Source organism: Microvirga roseola (assembly GCF_020866965.1).
Classification (GTDB): Bacteria; Pseudomonadota; Alphaproteobacteria; order Rhizobiales; family Beijerinckiaceae; genus Microvirga; species Microvirga roseola.
Genome location: NZ_JAJATX010000015.1, coordinates 1 through 16,636, shown reverse-complemented (window position 1 = coordinate 16,636; position 16,636 = coordinate 1). Strand labels below are relative to the sequence as shown.

General features: G+C 61.4%; 18 protein-coding genes and 3 pseudogenes. 11 read left to right on the top strand and 10 right to left on the bottom strand.

Annotation, left to right across the window (positions count from 1 at the left end; all coding sequences use genetic code 11):
• Positions 1 to 32: 32 nt before the first annotated feature.
• Positions 33 to 485 carry a 4-aminobutyrate aminotransferase gene (locus tag LG661_RS11450; protein WP_230532041.1) on the top strand — a complete coding sequence of 151 codons (453 nt, stop codon included), beginning with the start codon at positions 33 to 35 and terminating at the stop codon, positions 483 to 485.
• Positions 486 to 507: 22 nt separating this feature from the next.
• A complete protein-coding gene (gene zupT / locus LG661_RS11445) occupies positions 508 to 1,302 on the top strand; it encodes a zinc transporter ZupT (protein WP_230532040.1) in 795 nt (264 codons plus the stop codon).
• Positions 1,303 to 1,777: 475 nt separating this feature from the next.
• Here the strand turns inward: zupT and LG661_RS11440 are convergent, their stop codons facing one another.
• Positions 1,778 to 2,017: a hypothetical protein gene (locus LG661_RS11440; RefSeq protein WP_230532039.1), complete on the bottom strand. Its 240-nt coding sequence runs from the start codon at positions 2,015 to 2,017 to the stop codon at positions 1,778 to 1,780.
• A 520-nt stretch (positions 2,018 to 2,537) separates the two neighbouring features.
• Between LG661_RS11440 and LG661_RS11435 the strand changes: the two genes are divergently transcribed.
• Positions 2,538 to 2,843: a hypothetical protein gene (locus LG661_RS11435; RefSeq protein ID WP_230532038.1), complete on the top strand. Its 306-nt coding sequence runs from the start codon at positions 2,538 to 2,540 to the stop codon at positions 2,841 to 2,843.
• A 556-nt stretch (positions 2,844 to 3,399) separates the two neighbouring features.
• Here the strand turns inward: LG661_RS11435 and LG661_RS11430 are convergent.
• On the bottom strand, positions 3,400 to 3,549 hold the full coding sequence (locus LG661_RS11430; RefSeq protein WP_230532037.1) for a hypothetical protein: 150 nt from the start codon (positions 3,547 to 3,549) through the stop codon (positions 3,400 to 3,402).
• 275 nt (positions 3,550 to 3,824) lie between these two features.
• Between LG661_RS11430 and LG661_RS11425 the strand changes: the two are divergent.
• Positions 3,825 to 3,914 (top strand): annotated as a pseudogene (locus tag LG661_RS11425) (IS5-like element ISRso1 family transposase); the annotation flags it as partial.
• Positions 3,915 to 3,965: 51 nt separating this feature from the next.
• Here the strand turns inward: LG661_RS11425 and LG661_RS11420 are convergent.
• Together LG661_RS11420 and LG661_RS11415 are read right to left on the bottom strand one after the other, a co-directional pair.
• Complete coding sequence (locus LG661_RS11420; RefSeq protein WP_230532036.1) at positions 3,966 to 4,502, bottom strand: RES family NAD+ phosphorylase; 537 nt, start codon at positions 4,500 to 4,502, stop codon at positions 3,966 to 3,968.
• Positions 4,503 to 4,505: 3 nt separating this feature from the next.
• On the bottom strand, positions 4,506 to 4,649 hold the full coding sequence (locus LG661_RS11415) for a hypothetical protein (RefSeq protein ID WP_230532035.1): 144 nt from the start codon (positions 4,647 to 4,649) through the stop codon (positions 4,506 to 4,508).
• Between the two features lie 76 nt (positions 4,650 to 4,725).
• Here LG661_RS11415 and LG661_RS11410 point away from each other — a divergent pair, with 76 nt between their 5' ends.
• The 3 genes from LG661_RS11410 (at position 4,726) to LG661_RS11400 (ending at position 9,040) form a co-directional block, all read left to right on the top strand.
• Complete coding sequence (locus LG661_RS11410; protein ID WP_407666698.1) at positions 4,726 to 5,652, top strand: adenylate/guanylate cyclase domain-containing protein; 927 nt, start codon at positions 4,726 to 4,728, stop codon at positions 5,650 to 5,652.
• 186 nt (positions 5,653 to 5,838) lie between these two features.
• Positions 5,839 to 6,576, top strand: coding sequence for an ABC transporter ATP-binding protein (locus LG661_RS11405; RefSeq protein WP_230532034.1), 738 nt, complete (start codon positions 5,839 to 5,841; stop codon positions 6,574 to 6,576).
• Positions 6,548 to 9,040 carry an ABC transporter permease gene (locus tag LG661_RS11400; protein ID WP_230532033.1) on the top strand — a complete coding sequence of 831 codons (2,493 nt, stop codon included), beginning with the start codon at positions 6,548 to 6,550 and terminating at the stop codon, positions 9,038 to 9,040. Before LG661_RS11405 ends, LG661_RS11400 begins: the two co-directional genes overlap by 29 nt.
• Positions 9,041 to 9,057: 17 nt before the next feature.
• On the opposite strand, the gene LG661_RS11395 is transcribed toward LG661_RS11400, so the two are convergent.
• Entirely contained in the window at positions 9,058 to 10,158 is a 1,101-nt protein-coding gene (locus tag LG661_RS11395) for a DUF3500 domain-containing protein (RefSeq protein WP_230532032.1), read from the bottom strand.
• Between the two features lie 446 nt (positions 10,159 to 10,604).
• Between LG661_RS11395 and LG661_RS25380 the strand changes: the two genes are divergently transcribed.
• Positions 10,605 to 10,877: a transposase gene (locus LG661_RS25380; RefSeq protein WP_407666699.1), complete on the top strand. Its 273-nt coding sequence runs from the start codon at positions 10,605 to 10,607 to the stop codon at positions 10,875 to 10,877.
• Here LG661_RS25380 and LG661_RS11390 read toward each other — a convergent pair.
• The 3 genes and pseudogenes from LG661_RS11390 to LG661_RS11385 form a co-directional block, all read right to left on the bottom strand.
• Positions 10,835 to 10,969 (bottom strand): annotated as a pseudogene (locus LG661_RS11390) (catechol 2,3-dioxygenase); the annotation flags it as partial. The gene LG661_RS25380 and the pseudogene LG661_RS11390 sit on opposite strands and share 43 nt — an antisense overlap.
• A 236-nt stretch (positions 10,970 to 11,205) precedes the next feature.
• A complete protein-coding gene (locus LG661_RS25075) occupies positions 11,206 to 11,328 on the bottom strand; it encodes a hypothetical protein (RefSeq protein WP_268995451.1) in 123 nt (40 codons plus the stop codon).
• 154 nt (positions 11,329 to 11,482) lie between these two features.
• Positions 11,483 to 12,043 (bottom strand): annotated as a pseudogene (locus LG661_RS11385) (IS3 family transposase); the annotation flags it as partial.
• Between the two features lie 403 nt (positions 12,044 to 12,446).
• Here LG661_RS11385 and LG661_RS11380 point away from each other — a divergent pair.
• Positions 12,447 to 12,860 (top strand): MbcA/ParS/Xre antitoxin family protein, encoded by a 414-nt coding sequence (locus LG661_RS11380; protein WP_230532031.1) that lies wholly within the window; start codon positions 12,447 to 12,449, stop codon positions 12,858 to 12,860.
• Positions 12,854 to 13,570 carry an RES family NAD+ phosphorylase gene (locus LG661_RS11375; RefSeq protein WP_230532102.1) on the top strand — a complete coding sequence of 239 codons (717 nt, stop codon included), beginning with the start codon at positions 12,854 to 12,856 and terminating at the stop codon, positions 13,568 to 13,570. Before LG661_RS11380 ends, LG661_RS11375 begins: the two co-directional genes overlap by 7 nt.
• Positions 13,571 to 13,839: 269 nt before the next feature.
• On the opposite strand, the gene LG661_RS11370 is transcribed toward LG661_RS11375, so the two are convergent.
• Positions 13,840 to 14,046 carry a hypothetical protein gene (locus LG661_RS11370; protein WP_230532030.1) on the bottom strand — a complete coding sequence of 69 codons (207 nt, stop codon included), beginning with the start codon at positions 14,044 to 14,046 and terminating at the stop codon, positions 13,840 to 13,842.
• On the opposite strand from LG661_RS11370, the gene LG661_RS11365 reads away from it, so the two are divergent.
• Complete coding sequence (locus tag LG661_RS11365) at positions 14,045 to 14,413, top strand: hypothetical protein (protein ID WP_230532029.1); 369 nt, start codon at positions 14,045 to 14,047, stop codon at positions 14,411 to 14,413. The genes LG661_RS11370 and LG661_RS11365 overlap by 2 nt on opposite strands.
• A 139-nt stretch (positions 14,414 to 14,552) precedes the next feature.
• Here LG661_RS11365 and LG661_RS11360 read toward each other — a convergent pair whose 3' ends face one another.
• A complete protein-coding gene (locus LG661_RS11360) occupies positions 14,553 to 15,230 on the bottom strand; it encodes a transglutaminase-like cysteine peptidase (RefSeq protein ID WP_230532028.1) in 678 nt (225 codons plus the stop codon).
• Positions 15,231 to 16,636 lie beyond the last annotated feature (1,406 nt).

Genomic DNA, 16,636 nt, shown 5'->3' with positions numbered 1-16,636 from the left:
TTAAGCGTTACTCTCTCATGAGGAAACAGCACATGCACCGTTTCAGACGCCCCGCAGCGGCGCTCTCCGCCCTCGCCTGCATTCTTGCCCTGTCCGGAACCGCTGCCCTGTCCCAGACCAACAGCGCCTACCGGAGCGCTGAGGTGGTCGCTGGCAAATCAAACCGCCTGGGCGTCTACGGCAATGTGCAGAAAGACTGTACCTCGGGTCCGCTGCCGACGGTCCGGGTGCTGACCCCGCCCAAGCACGGCGAACTGAACGTGCGGAGCGGAAAGCTCAAGGCCGGCCGGATCACCCGATGCCCAAGCCTGGAGGCGACGGCGCAAGGGGTCTTCTATAAGGCCAACCCCACCTACAAGGGGACTGACGAGGTCAGCTACGAGGTCAAGTCGGCCAGCGGCAAGGTGGAAACCCACACCGTCCGGATCACCGTGAAGGAAGCCCGACCCTTGGACAACAAGCCCAGTCCGGACATTGAGCTGTGATGTTTGGCACATCCGGGCTGATATGAGCGAGCTGTTCTCACCGGATGTTCTGGTTGCGCTCGGCGTCAGCGCCAGTGCCGGGCTGGCCACGGTGCTCGGCGGCCTATTTGTTCTGAGGACGGAGAAGACGAACTCGCACCACCTCGCGATTGCGCTCGCCTTCGCGGGTGGTGCGATGGTCTATGTCTCGCTCGTTGAGATCTTCGCAAAATCGACCATCTCGCTCAGCGAGGTCTTTGGCGACAGAGCCGGTTACACCTGGGCTACCGTTGCATTCTTTGCCGGCATCGGGCTGCTTGCCCTGCTTGACTGGCTGCTCCCTAATCCCCATCCGGACGTGGCCGCCAAGACCAACCGGGACAAAGTGGCCATTGCCCGCATGAGCCTGCTCACGGCGCTGGCGATCACGGCGCATAATCTGCCCGAGGGGCTGGTGACCTTCTTTGCCACGCTGGACGACCCGGCCGTTGGTGCGCCGCTGGCTATCGCGATAGCGCTTCACAACATCCCGGAGGGTGTCTCGATTGCCGTTCCGGTTTTCTACGCTACCGGAAGCCGCCTCATAGCCGTTCTGGCGGCGCTGCTCTCAGGTCTCGCTGAGCCGCTCGGGGCCATTCTGGGCTATCTTGCCCTGGCGCCCCTCATGTCCCCGGCCACCCTTGGGGTGGTGTTCGGGATTCTGTCCGGCACGATGGTGTTCTTGGCGCTTGAGGAGCTCCTGCCGGCGGCCAAGCGCTATGCGCAAGGGCGCGAGACCGCCTATGGCATGGTGGCGGGCATGGCGGTCGTGGCCCTCAGCCTCGTCCTGCTACGTTGAACGACGGGCCCGGCCGCGAGCATTGTCCTAGACAGGCTGGCTACTGGTGCTCTGGTTCCGCTGTCTCGTCCGGCTGACCTCAGGCCGTTTCGACGCCTGCTATTCTTTTTTCGCTGCACCAGCACTGTCCCTCTTGGCACAGCCGGACCGGCACATTCCCTCAGGTCGTTAGACTTACTGGAACCGCGATGGCAAACAGGACAAACCCACCGAGTCGTGAGGATGGCGGACTTCGGATGCGGCGTCTCGCTCATGCCTCCGAGTCTCGACATGGTCTGTCACCGCAATTCAGAGGCCAACGTTCCGGGTTTGCGGTGGTTCTAGTTCTGGAGGGCATCCGAGGCTGTTAAGTACGGCACCGGACCTGAAACAAGATCTTGGCCGATTTGCTAAAAGCGCCCTGTCTTTCTTCGAGATGACCACTCCCCAGCGTCGTTGCGGCCTTGGATTGGCCAGTTGGCCCAGGATTCGCCAATCAGCGGTGCTTCAGCAGCCGGCGCAGGACGGCATCAATGATATGGCCCTTCAGACCGTGCGGACGATAATGACTGGGGTGCCCAGGGTGGGGTCCGTAATGCGGGTACCCGCCATAGCCGTGGTATCTGCTATGTTTGTACCCCTTCCGCTTCTTCAGTTTCCATGGCTTGCCATAGCCATAGCCAGCTTGGCGGCTCTGCCAGACGGCAAAGATGAGCTTGGCGACTTTCTTGATCATCAGAACCCCACTTGAGTAGGGATAAGACAGTCTCGCACGCTTGCTCCCGTGCATGGTGCACCGTTGGCGCCGCTTTGGTGCGGGCGGCTCCCCATGAGTTCACGCTGCTGAGGCGAGTCATGAGGCCGCGCGGCACGATGCGAGGGTCCCGGCGGCATGATCGGTGACAGAAGTCCGGCCTCAGAAGGCGCATGCATGGACATCTCCCAAGTTCAGAGATCGTCACTCGTGCTCGTCAGGTGAGAAAGTCCGACATCGCAATCCCAAAGGGAGACTGGAGGGGCCCGGACCCCGATGTACTCTAGCTTGGTTGCGGGATCCCAATTTGCAAGACCTGCCCGGCATCAGGGCGATCAATGTTCTCAATGCCGGCGATTGGCAATCCGCATCTTGACCGTGCGACAGTCCCATACCCATATGCGCCTTAGCCCGTGGCCCGGGTCCCTCTGGCGAGCGCTGCCGGCGCGCTTGCGATGTCGGGCCAATCCGACATCGTGTGCCGGTACAAGGAACTGCTGTCATGCAGGAGATCTTCGCCGCCCTGGCCTCGTTTCTCCTCATTGAGCCGCTTCAGGCCGAAATTACCGAACGTTTGGCAAAAGCTGGCGCCCCCCAGGCGGTCGTGTCCGAGGTGACGGCCTGTGCCAAGGCGGCCACTCCCATCATCATCGAGCGTACCGCAAGCGACCCGGGATGGGCCAGCTCGACGGCAGTTCGGCTGTGGATGGGATCGGCGGAGCCCGGCGCCATTCTGACCGAGATCGCCCCGGCCTGCGCGCCGGCGGTTAGAGCTGCGCATCCCTCCCTGAGGGAGCAGGAAGTGTAAGGATTTGGTCGGGTTCAACAAACCAAGCGGCTTGAGCGAGCTGATGATTTCGCTGCAGCTCGGGAGCAACTCATTCCTGAGCTGGGCAGCATCATCACTGGGGCGTGCAGCGCCGAGCACACCCTTGGGCTCGCCGGTGTTGATGTCTTGCACAGTGAAGCGAAGTTTTCTCTCCTGAGCCAGCTTTTTTGCACACTGCACAAGAACTGAGCTTGTGTGCCGCAGTTCGAAGGCTGCACGACGATCACATGTGGATGACAGTCTCACCCCAAGCAGCAGTAATCACTGGAAAACTGTAGAGTCTTATGAACGAACCCCTTTGCCCGGACTGTTCCTGCAATGCAGCATCGGCACTCAGCTTCAAGACCAATGACGGGCGCTTTGCCGCTGCTGTCCAATGCCACGTTTGCGGCTACGAGAAGCCCACCAAAGTAGCCTTTGATGACGAGCAGACTGCCCGCGAAGCCGCAACGCGGGAGTGGTTCGAGGCAACCTCAAAGGTTCTTTAGTTCTCTTTACAGGAAGCAGTCATGTTGTCATTGCGAGGTCGGTCGCTTCAACGCTGACCAGTCGGTAGTCCGCCTGGTCCTGACATGTTCCCGTGCCCGTAGGCGATCATCACAAACAGCAGCCCCGCCAGGGCAAAAACCAGCCCCATAAAGATGATGATCAAAACAATGTTGGTCGTGCGACTGTCGTTTTGCATACGTTGTCTCCTAGGCTGAGCCGATAACGCTCAAAGGCTGCCGGAAGTAGCGGCCGCCTCATTTCCCGCGGCTTTGCCACGCCGGGTACCGGTCTAGGGGAGTAGGTCTGCGCCATTTCAAGCCGATAAGCCCAGGTTTGGATTATCCCATTTCACGAGAGCCTTTCGTTTCCCACCGTTTACCCGACTCGAAGGCTCCGGAGCGCCGCTTCCGAGGCTTGTATCCTGTGAACCGGCGCAGTACGTGACCCTCTATAGGCGTGCAAGCATGACCACGCGAGTACGAGGAGCGGTGCGACGTCTCAGAAGCGATGATTGGCGTGGCCATGAGCAGCCTCATGCTCCGCCGCATCGCTCACCCGTAGCATTTCTCAAGCGGACTCTAAGCATCGCGATCGCCCACTATCTGTCCAGCACTAATCCTGAGGATGAGCTGTGAGCTTTTGGACAATAATTCGGCGCTCAGTCGCGAGGACACGGATGGTGAAGTGATCGGCTTGAACGATATCAAGAATGTTGGTTGGTCGATACGCAACTATATTGATACCGTCTCGTCGGCGGACGCTGTTGTAGACGATCCCTGCGCTGTCTGAATCACGTACAGATTCGCCCAATCGCTGCGATGCATCATACCGATCGGAAGCATAGATGTCTGGGCGCTCTGCCTGCTGGCCACGGATATCCAAGTAGATACCATCCAATCGGGCTGAATAGCTCCGATATACCCGTGATATTTCCGGAATGCTTCGTGCTACTGCTTGCCGTCGAAGGTGATGTGCGACTTCAGCTGCTGCAGTTTCGATCTCTGCCGCCGCATACCATGCCCCAAGTTCGCATGAGTTGAAGCGCGTTCCCGCTGGGCCAACGTGCAGGAATGCCGCCATCACAATGTTGGCGTTTGATCGGCCATAGACCCATTCCTGTTGCGGAAGGCGGGCAATGCGACTGGCCACCAGTCAGTCATTGGTCCACCCAACCAGGTCCATAACGGCCATCAGATCGGCTGCCGTAGCGACCGTGTCGAACAGACCGATGGGAGGAAATTGGGAGGAAATGAGGCGATAGGTCGGGTAGGGCGCTGCGGAGTACACGTCGTTCACGAAAACTGAATCTCCGTGTCGTCGTATGGTGCGAAGTCGTTATCTACCGCATTCGGCTCCATGTAGAGACCACCACGTGCGGCATCGAGGAAGCGCCGAACCGTCAGGAGGCTATCCTGTGCTCGAAGCGAGCCGGAGCGCGGGCATCCCGCACCCTTCTGTCTGTGGCGGGCGAGGCCGGTGCTCAACCTGCCGGATCCGTGTGCTGCATGGCCTCGACGGCCAGCCCGAACCGGCGCCCTATGAACGAGCGACCCTGGCCCGGATCAAGGCCAGTGGCGATGTCAGGCTGGCGTGCCAGTTCAGACCCCTGCATGACATATCCGTGGTGCCGGTTCTCTCTGCAGGCCGCACCCGGATCTCCGAACCGGGCAGCAGCCGGGCCGCGCGGGGACAGGAGCGCGAAATTGCCGTTCTGTTTTGCGATCTCCGGGGCTTCACCAGCCTGACCGAGCGGCGCCTTCCGTTCGACACTGTGTTCATCCTCAACCGTTACTTCGAGGTGGTCGGGCATGCTGTCGAGGAGGCCGGAGTACATCTCGACAAATTCATCGGCGACGGGGCTTTGGCCCTGTTCGGCCTCTCGGCCAGTCCGGACCTAGGTTGCAGGCAGGCCGTCGAAGCGGCTCTGCGCATTCGCCAGGGAGTGGCCGATCTCAACAAGGCCTATGGAAGCGAGCTTGAGCGCCCCCTCCAACTCGCCATGAGCCTGCATGTCGGCCCCGCCGTCGTCAGCGAGATGGGCTACGGGCAGGCAACGAGCCTCACGGCTGTCGGCGATACGCTCAATGCTGCAAGCCGGCTGGAGGATCTGGCCAAGGAACTCGACGCGGAACTCGTGATTTCTGATGATCTTGCCAGACGGACCGTACTCGACCTGAACGCGCACGAGCGTCGGACCATCACGATGCGCGGCCTGACCGCCCCCGTCGATGCGTGGGTTGTCCGTGATGCGTGGACGCTTATGGGACAGGGAATCGTCTCCGAAGGATCGGAGAAATGACAGACACAGCGCTCGGGCACGGGCATCCTGGGGGCTTTCTCCAGCCCTGGCTGAGGGTGTCCTTATCCACTACCCCACACGATTGCGATTTGTGGTCCATTGCAGGCGCCCCATATGCTCGAGGTGAACAGTCAACTCCGTGCATTAGTGCACAGCGCATGGAACCACCGATCCCCTGGGGGCCTGATGAGTCTTACTGAAGCCATTGTCGTCCTCGAGAGGGCCGAACTGTCCTATCCCTCCCCAGAGGGTGAAGTTTCTGTCCTGAATGGCATCGACCTCAAGGTTCGCGCAGGCGAGATTCTTGCCGTAACGGGGCCGTCCGGTTCGGGGAAGTCCTCTCTGATCGCGATCATGGGCGGCCTCGAACAGGTCACCGGAGGCCGCGCAGCCGTGCTGGGGACCGACCTGGGAACAGCCAGTGAGGCCGCGCGCACCCGCCTGCGGCGGGACTCCATCGGTGTGGTGTTCCAAGCCTATCACCTCGTTCCCGCAATGACGGCGCTCGAGAATGTGGCGCTGCCGCTGGTCCTCGCCCGCGCGCCCGACGCGCACGAGCGGTCGGCGGCCATGCTGGAGGCAATGGGTCTTCGCCACCGGGTCGGCCATCGCCCGGCCGCCCTCTCGGGCGGCGAGCAGCAGCGTGTTGCGATCGCCCGTGCCTTCGTGTCCCGCCCGCGCCTCATCCTGGCCGATGAGCCGACCGGCAACTTGGATCAGAGAACCGGCGAGGGCATCGTCTCGGCCATGTTCGAAATGGCGCGCACCGCCGGGACGGCTCTCGTCCTCGTCACGCATGACGCGAAATTGGCGGGAGCATGCGACCGCAGGATCGAGATCGAAGCCGGCAGCATCCGCAGGGACAGCGGAATTCCCAAGGAAGAGGGAGCCCTTCATGCTGGCGTTCCGGCTCGCGCGAACTGAATTCCTGGCCGGCATGGCCGGCCTTCGCCTGTTCATCGCCTGCATCGCCATCGGCACTTTGATGCTGAGCGCAGTCTGGATGCTGGGGAGCGCCCTGTCCGGAGCCTTCGAGGTAAACGGTCGACAGATCATGGGCGGGGACACGGAAATCGCGGACCTTTCCACTCCCCTGCCACAGGAAACCATCAGCGCCCTGGCTCAGTTCGGAGCCATCTCGCATGTGACGGACATGCGCTCCGCCGCACGGGCCGGCGACCAAGCCACACCCATTGAGCTTCGAGCCGTCGACGGGGCCCATCCTCTCTATGGACAGCTTCGGATCGAGGGAGCGTCGATGCCGGATGCCTTGGCCCTTTCCGGTGGCACTTATGGAGCCGTGGTTCAGGCGACGCTGCTTGGCCGGACGGGGGCCTCTATCGGCGATAGGCTTGAGGTCGGGAGTATCCAGGTCGAAATCAGAGGCACCATCGCAGCCGAGCCCGACCGCCTGGGCGCGGGCGGCTTCATGATCGGCCCCAGGGTCATCGTCTCCCGCGAGGCGCTCGAGGCTGCGGACCTCCTCACCTTGGGCTCTCTCGCTGAGCACCGTTACCGCATCCGCCTCGACGAGAGCATTACCCCCGACGAGTTCCGCTCAGCGGTCCAGCGGCTGGTGCCCGGCGGAGGAAACCTGCGCTTTCCCGAAGACGCGGCCGGACGGATCCGCCGCATCGTCGAGCGGACCTCGACTTTCCTCGGCATCACCGGCGCGGTGGCCCTTGCCATAGCCCTGTCGGGCGCCTGGGCAGCGGCGTCAGCCTGGATCAGGAAGCGATCCCGCACGATCGCTCTGTACCGCCTTTCCGGCGCCGAGCCCCACCTGGTTGCGGCGCAGCATGGACTGATCCTGGGTACAGCGGCTCTCGTGGGTGTCGCCACCGGCACGATAACGGCAGCCGTATTGGTTGTGTACGCGACGGGCTTCATGACAGAGATGCTTCCGATCCCCGTGACCGTCGCCGTCCTGACCCCGCCCGCTCTGATGGCAGCGGGAACGATGCTCCTCGGGGTTGCGGGCGCCGCTTTCCCGGCTGTCACAGGCTCCTCACGCATTTCCGCCGGAGCAGCGATGCGGTCGGGCGAAACGGTGCCGAGGCCTGGATCGGCGCCTGTGGCTGCAGGGACTGTTTTGATAGCCCTCGCGGCGGCGCTGGCTATTCTTCGCCTGCCTGCAACAGGCATTGCACTGAAAGCGGCCCTTTGGCTGACCGTCTCCGCGGTGTTGCTGGCCTTGGGAGGTTGGGCGCTTGCATGGATTCTGGGCCGGCTCCGGCCGAAGGGGTTCGCGGCAGCAAGCGTCGTGCGCTCTCTGTCCAGTCCTCGGGCCTCGGCGGCTAAGGCGCTCTCAATCGGGATCGGAATTGCCGGGATCACGGTCGTGGCGTCCCTGCAGGCTTCGGTCGGCGGCGTCATGCGCTCGGAGCTGGCACGGGAACTCCCCGATCTTGCGCTTCTCGACATCCGTGCTGCGCAACTACCGCAAATCCGTCAGGCCGTGCAGGCCTCACCGGGATTGAGCAGCCTTGATGCCTACCCTCACCTCCGGACGATCATCAAGAGCATCAACGGCACGCCTGCTCCGGAAGCGCTGGTCAATCCTCGTCGTTCAAGGATGGTGAGGGGCGACATCGGCCTGTCGTGGACGCAGGATCCGATCGAGGGAAATCTTCTCGCCGGCGAATGGTGGGCACCCGACTATAGCGGGCCCATGCTCCTCTCCATCGAGGAGGATGTGGCGGATGCCTTCGGCATCGGCCCCGGGGACAGAATGGCGCTGTCCGTCATGGGACGGGAGATCGAGGGAGAGGTGGCAAACATTCGTGAGGAAAAGGACAGGGACTTCGGCATCAGCTTCCTCCTCGTAGCCTCGCCCAATCCTTTGCGGCACGCCCCACACACCTGGGTCGGCATGCTCCAGGGAGAAGACGGCGCCCTGACCTCCTTCATTCGTGACCTTGGCGCATCGGCCCCGAACGTCACGATCATCGACGTCCGTCAGATCGTGCGTGAGGTCTCGACCGCCATTGAAGGTGCGATGCTTGGTATTCTTGCCGTTGCCGGCATCCTGCTGACGGCAGGAGCACTGTCTCTGTCGGCGGTCGTCGCGGCGGACACGGATGCACGGGCACGCGAGGCACTCGTATTCTCCCTCGTTGGCGCCTCGCGTCGGGAGATAGCAGTCGCGCGCCTGTTGGAGATTGCATCTGTGGGTGCTCTTGCTGCTACAATCGGAGGGACGGCCGGCCTCATCGGCGGCTGGTGGCTGGCCACCGAGGCGATGCACATTCCTTGGGAGCCGGGGCTGCTTTCCTTTGCTCTCCCACTGGCTCTCGGCATTCTCGCGGCAGGAGCGGCGGGACTCTTCGCCGGAATGGGCTCCATGCCCTGCGGGTGTGGAGAGATCGCGCGGCGGTTGAGCGCCTGATCCTCAATGATCCAAGCTCAGTGCCGATGGGGTTGCGGGTGCTGCTGATAGTGCTGGCGGAGCAGGTCCTTGCCGTAGTCGTTCCCGTTCGGGGTCCGCACAACGCTGTGAATGTGCTCCCGCGTGGGTTTCCCCCGCTGCGCTCTCGGCACGTTGACGGGGGGCTGGTGATCAAACTCGACCAGAACGACCGGGCTGTGAACCCGATAGTAGAAGACGCTGTCTGGTTTCGTCTCCCCAATCCAGGCAAAATGCGTCTTATCGAGATGCTGGCGCACTTCGTCCATCTTCACACGGGCGTGGCCGTCTCGCAGGTTCCCGACATGTTCTTGGATGAGGTCCAGCAGACTGTCCCTCTGGGACGGCGACAGATCCGTGGCGCGGATGCCGGCGTAGTCGAGAACGATATTATCCTTGAACGCCTCAGCGATGTTATTCGAGCCCTGTTTCGATGACCGGATGATCGCCTTCTCTCGCTGGGCCTTATCGAGAGCGTTGATCAGCGCGAGCCCTTTGCTCTGCTCACGCTGGAGCACGGCCGTTCCCTTGTACTTCCCGGCTGTCGCAGTGACTGGCTCCGAGCCCATGAAGGTCGGCGTCATGACCACTTGGTCGCCCAAGACAAAGTAGTTGATAATCAGGTGATGACCATCGAGCTGCCAGCCCCACGGCTCTGACGGGTGCGGCTCACCCATCATCGTGATCCAGTACTTCCCTTCGCCATACTCATCAAAGTCGTTGCCGTTGAGCTCCCCAAGGGTGTGGTTCAGACGCATGATGTCCTGCGTCTGCTGGAGTCCCTTGGCGCTGAGGGATGTCCGCAGGAGATCGATGGCGGCTCCGCGCTGGCTCTCGCTCATCTCGGCAAGGCTGACGCCCTGGCGAATGTAGAAGTGCTGGTTCATCCACTTGCGCCATTCATTATCGGCCACCGAAAACAAAGTCTTGGCGCGCTGGTCGGAGGAGAGGGACGCCAGAAAGGCGCCTGCCGCCTGCCGCACTGGCTCAGTGGAAACGCCAGTCGAGCGGATGGCGAACAAGCCCGGGATGATCTGGCCGTTGGTGGTGATGCCCTTGAACGGTTCCGCCAACCCCTGCGCCTCCGCCTCCTGGGACATCCGTCGGAATTGCTCATCGCGCCCGGCCGGTCCCCCTTGGATTTGAGCGAATGAGCTCCCACAGCAAGCAAGTGTCATGAGAAGCCCAAGCAGAGCAGGCTTGGCAGAAAGGTGAGATGCAAGCACGGTTTTCATAATCTCTCAAACCTCTGGCATATGCATAAAGGTTAAGTCATCCTAGGAGATCCCGAAAATGAACATTCAGTGATGTTCGATGATCCGCCAGGCCACAAAACGCCTAGTCCGTGTGGACGGATTTAGTCGAGCATTGGGTGAGTGGATTCCCAACTCAGTCTGACGGTGATTCATGGCGGGTCGGCTTCAGGAGGCGCGCCCATGCTGACGGGAATAACGGAAGACGGTCGGGCGATGGTGCTGCGGGTGTTTGCGGCTTTATGCTCCCGTCGAGGCGTTAAGGGCCGCAAAGTCCGCGCTTCCTTTAAGCGCTGCACTACCTCACTGTCCACAATGTCACCTGGCGGGCGCTGCCCGAATGTTTCGGCAACTGGAATTTGGTCTGGAAGCGATTCTGGCGCTTGAGCCGGGCGGGCGTGTTCGAGGCCTTCTTCGAGGCGCTGGCGGCGCTGACCGAGACTGCTCATCTGCGGACCGACCAAGCGTCGGCCGAAGCCAGTCCACTTATATACCTCGTCCGAATGGACCCGGCCAGCTTAGATCAGTGCTCCCTCTTCAGTGCCGGTGGTGTGCCATGCGTGTGAAACGTTTCAATCGTCTTCAATCCCCAAGCCTGACCCTTTTTGCGGTCGGCCTCCGTCCAAACGACGGGCTCCCAGTCGGGTGCAAGGATCAACGCCACCGCCTCAACCTCAGGCACTCCTGTTAGCGCTGCGGTCACGGCGTCAGCCGCCAAGCGAAACTGCGCCTGCCGTTCCAGCATTCTGCAGTCCTGTGCGACAATCTCCTGGCGTGTGGTTTGTTTTATGGTCAAACCCGTGTCATTGGCAGTCAACAAGCTTGGTCAGGGCGGACAACCTGAGGGTGCCCATGGAGGATCGATGCGGCCAAGAGCCTGCGCTAAGCGCCTAGTCACACGTTCGACACCAGCTCGCTCAGCAGAATCTGAGCTGCCTTGAGATCGGGCGTGTCGAAGCCCTCCGTGAACCAGCCGCTGACCGGGGTGTATCTCGTATTATGGACGGTGAGGACCACGGCAGTGACCGCTGGATCCTGTATTTGCTATGGGAGAGAACTATCCCGTTGACGGTGGAAGCCACCTGGCTCAATCTATTTGCAGCGCCGATCCGGCAAATCGGCGTGCTGAGATCTGCTGACCCAGCGCCGCTGCTGCTTCCCCACATAGGACGTTGTACACCCGCAGGCTCTTGGGCCGGCTGCGGATCCTGGCGATCTCGTCAAGGGCTTCCACCACGTGATAAGCCCGGAAACTCGCTCGCGGCACAATCGCCAGCGACTCTCGCGTGTGGCAGTCCACCACCGTCAGGATCCGGAATGGACGCCCGTCGAAAAGCTGGTCGGCCATGAAGTCCATCGCCCACACTTCGTTGGGGCCACCGACCTCAGGCCGACCCTGCCGGTAGTGCCAGGCTCGCTTGCGCTTGGGCGCTTTGGGCCGGATCGACAGCCCTTCCTCACGATAGAGGCGGTAGGTGCGCTTGTGGTTCACCGGCCGGCCCTCCCGGCGCAAGAGGATGTGCAGCCTACGGTAGCCGTAGCGCACCCGGGCGGCGGCCAGTTCCTTGAGCCGCATGCGCAACTCGATCTGCGGATCGGACCGCTTGCGGTAGCGCTGCGAGGAGCGCTGGAAATCCGTCGCGGAGCATGCCCGCCGTTCGGTGATGCCCATCTTGCGGATCACCTCGGCCACCGGCGTGCCGCTCTCGGCTTGGCGCAGCGCAAAGGCGATCTGCTCTTCCGTTTAGCGCGTCTTCTTCATGGCACTGACCCTCCTCAAGGATCAAAATGCCCGAAAAAGTTATCCTCCAGATGGACCAGTTTGACGGGTCAGGACCACCAGCCGGTATTCCGCGCGGCAGTGGGACGTGAAATGCGCCGAACGAAAGCGGGTGGGATCGGCCTCATTTCGAAGGTAGCTGTGTTTGGTTGATAATGCCGGAGCCCAATCAGGAACACATCTTGCGCTGCCCCTATCTTGCAATACCTATTACACTTTATGACATGATATATCGAGTATTTCACGTTAGAGCCGCACCGGAATACATCTGTCGCACGCTCCTGGCAGGCCAAGGAACAGAAAGTTGCCATTTGGCATTAGAACGACTATACAGTGCCATGTAGGAGAGACAATCATGGCCGCGTTGCTGCCCATTGATACTGCGCCCAAGGATTTCAGGCCTTCACCCATCACCGATGATGAGGCCGCTGCAATGTTTCGCGCGGCGCTCAATCTGTTCCGCCTGTGGGATATCACCGATGAAGAGGCGGCTACCCTGCTCGATTTGCCGGTACGAACCTACCGGCGGTGGAAGGCCGGTGATATCGGGCGCATCGATCGCGACACCAAGGCTCGGCTGTCCAATCTCATGGGCATCCATAAGGCCATCCGGATCATCTTCCGGGAGCCGCAACGCGGTTACGCCTGGATCAAGGCGCCCAATTCCGCGTTCGCCAACAGGTCGGCCCTTGAGGTGATGCTCGGCGGCGAGCTCACCGACCTGATGCGCGTTCGCCGCTATCTCGATGCGGAGCGGGGCATCTGGTGACCGACATCGGCGCGATCCCCGTCTCCGAAATCAGGTGGCGCGGAGCGATTCGGATCATACGAAACATTTTTCCGCCCATCGACCTCTTTGAAGATATTGCAGATCCGGCCGACTGGCCCCTCATCATCTCGGCGGAGCAAAAGACCAATCCGCGCTTGATGGAGACCATCGGCAATCTTGATCTCGTGCCCGAGGAGCGGCGTGTTGCCGGTCCAGGGGCGAGCTATCTCATGGCGCCCTTTACCCATGTCAGCACCGATCGGTCTAGCCGGTTCAGCAATGGCACATTCGGCGTCCTCTACGCGGGCAACTCCTTTGAAGTCGCCCTGTTCGAGACGATTCACCACCACGGGCGGTTCATGGCGCGCACGAACGAACCGGCTGGGTGGACCTCCCAGTTTCGAGAGATCGTGCTCGACGTCAGCGGCCAATTGCATGATCTGAGGAGAGATAAGGCTGATCAATGGGGGCTTCTCGTGCCGGACGTATATAAGACTAGCCAGGCATTAGGCTCTCAGCTGCGCGCCACAGGCTCGGATGGTGTCGTTTACCCGAGCGTTCGGTATCCAGGTGGTGAGTGCGTGGGTCTGTTTTATCCCGACTGCGCCGAAAACCCCATTCAGGGTCGGCACCTCGACTATCACTGGAACGGTACGACCGTTGATCTCTATCGTGATGCGACCACCGGCCAAGTCTATCGGATCGTGTGAACCGCTACCAAGGCTGATTTGAAGCACTTCGCTGGTCTTGAGATCTCGCTCCTTGGACCAGGCAAACTAATTCCGATCCGGATCATTGTAGGGACTGAGGCAGAGTGCCTCTGCCTGCCAGTGACAGTCCAAGCGAGAGGAACGAGTGCAATGGCTGCAAGCAAGAAGGATCAGACGACGCAATCCCGGAAAAGCCGAAAGGCTTCGAAGCAATCCGCGGCTCGGTCTCAAGGCGGATCCAAGGCGACGTCCGCCAATACCAAGCGAGTTCAGCCCAAGGCGGCTCCCAGCTCCAGAGCGACCACGAAGACCACGCGCCAGCCCAGCAAGACGCGTGCTGCGGCCCGATCGAACACGACCGCGGCGGCCCGGAAATCAGGCGCTGCGACCGGCAGGACGATCCCGCGTCGGACCCGCTCCGGAAGCGGCAATGCGGGGGCGCAGAACTGGCTGAGCTCTATCGAGACGATGATCATGACACGTGAGGGACGCGAGATCATCGCGGAGGCGCTCAGGGCCGTTGCTGCCGTCCTGGAGAACCACAATCGGCGTGAGCAGGACCGGAAGAGCGGACCCGGCGGCGCTCGCCGCTCCGAAGAGGGCATGGGTCAGGACCTGCGCGGCAATGATCCGGTCACCAGTCCCGCAGTTGAGATGGTGACGGGGGCGCTCGGGGTGGCTCAGGCCGCAACCGATGTGGTGACGGATGCGGCGACAGGCATGATGCTCAGCGGGATCGGGACCTCCGAGACCGAAGGCCTCGGGGACGAAGATCGGGACGGCGGCCGCGCAGCCGGCAAGCGCCAGTCCTCCGGGAGGCGCACTTCATCGGAGAAGGAGTAGGATGGTACTGGAGGGCGGGAGGGCTAACTCCCGCCCTACCTGCCTCAGCACCAGAATCAGCCGCCAAATGAATGCCTGACCGGCTTCAGGATACTGGGCCGATCCGAGCTCCTGGTCGTCCATTTCAGGCCGCTGACGTCTATCGATTGGCGGTTACAACAGGTGCGGTCTGATCGCCCAGCCAGACCCATTCTCGACCATGGGCCCCTTCCTGATTGACAAACCGGTAGCCGGTCTCCTGCCACGCGAGCACCGTGTTTCGCTTGTTGTCAAGAATGAAGTCGCCGCGATCGGTGCGGACCATCAGCACGGCATGGCCCTCACTCTGCTCGTCAACCACCACGGTCATCCGTAGCACGCGCCGCGGCAGGCCGGCTTCGATCAGACGCTTGCGTTTGAGCAGCTGAATGTCCTCGCAGTCGCCCATGCCATCGTCTGGATAATCCCAGCGGTCGAGAACACCCCAGTGCTCCTGATCCGTCACCGGCAGGATCGTGCGATTGACCTGCTCGTTCACGCGCGTGATGAGATCCCAGCTGTCCTGGCTCAGCGTGATCACCTCCGGCTCGGAGGCATCAGTCGTGCACTCGTGAGGTGTCTGCTGGCAGAACGCAATCCAGGCCGGCGTCGGACCTGCCTGCCCCGCAGACTGGATGGCTGAGCTGATGGCGGCCTGCAGAGATCGGGATTGTGCAACCGCTGCTTCGGTCGAAGCCAAACCGAGCAGGGTCGCAATTGTAAGACCGGTCAATTTGGACGAGATGATTGGTCGGCCACCCGGCCGAGGACCAAGGGTCCGTGAAATATTTCGTTGCATGCCCCGCTCGCTCTGTTTTGTTCTTTTCGAGCCAGGCTGTCAGGCGCATGAATGTTGCGCAAGGTCGATCTTGCTAAGCGGACTGGATCAGGGCGGGCCTGTTGAGATCAGGCCACACCACATTGCAAAGTCCCTGCCGGGGTTCTCGTTGACTGCACAGGAAGGCGACAGCATCAGTCCGTGAGCCCCTCCCCTACTATTCAGCGTCCCCTGCTCGGTAGCTGCGGCTACCAACACTCTGCTCAACACGAGAATGCTGTGGACGGAGATGTGATCTTGGATTTGCAGCTCTGAGCGACTACATGTGTCCGCAATCCAGACTCACTGCTTTCCAGACGATGGCTGAGATCGAAACCTCTGCTTCGGTCTGACCTTCTGAAAGCAACACCAATCATCACAGAGACATTCATGCCGGGCGCCGCACGCCAGTTCGAGCCCCAGATCACCCGTACGGGGGGCGTTCCCTCCAGCTTCCCGTTTACCGCCCGTTGCTCCGAATGCCACAAGACCGACAACTATGAAGCCAGCAAGCCTGTCGCCGACGAAGTGGTCGCACGACATTTTAACAAAACCGGGTGGATTCTTGGCCGCGACCGGTCGTTTGATCTCTGTCCGGCCTGTCTTCGCACTCCTCGTGCGGCTCAGCCGGCTTATCAGAAACGAGAGGCAAGGGATCGGATGACGACCAGCCAGTCGGACAGGAGCGCTCTCTCGGCCGGTCAGCGCCCCAAGAAAATTGACGACATTCTGGCACGGCACCTGGGCAGGCCCGCGGCCTTGGCTGAAGAGGTTTTCGGCCCCAAGGACGTCCAGCACTCGAGTTCATCGCCTTGGGAGCCTGCCCGAGAGGCCGCCTCCACCTCCGGAGCTTGCCGGAGGCGTAGACTGAACTCAGTTACTGAACGGTTTGCGACGGAACCGGTCAGGGTGGCCATTCTGAAATCCACGGCATCGGCCCGTTCTTCGGCTCGGCAACCAGTCTCTGCCCGGACAGCGGCGGGGCGGCAGACCGTGGTCGTTGAGCGCAGGGCTGTCCGCATTCTGAACCGGTGAGTGGCGCTGACAGATTTCGCCAGGGGGAAGGACAGCTCCAATCGGCCTCGTCCGATTACAGGAGAGAGGGTGCCATCGCCCAGAAAACCTTGATAGGCTCGACACAAATCGCCCACTCCTCCCGGTTTTTCCGTCAAAGCGCTCATGACCAGATTCAATCGTTATCCCCAGGTTTGTTCCGCTGTCCCGGGAAAACAGCGCATGGCTTGGATGTGGGATTGAGCTATCAGGATGAGGGCTTCAGAAAAACACAGCTATTTCAGATAAACGTCGACTGCTCCAGTTCAGCCACCTGCGCCTCCACCACCGCAATTGCCGTGAGGTTGACGATGCCGCGCGCGGTCACGGACGGC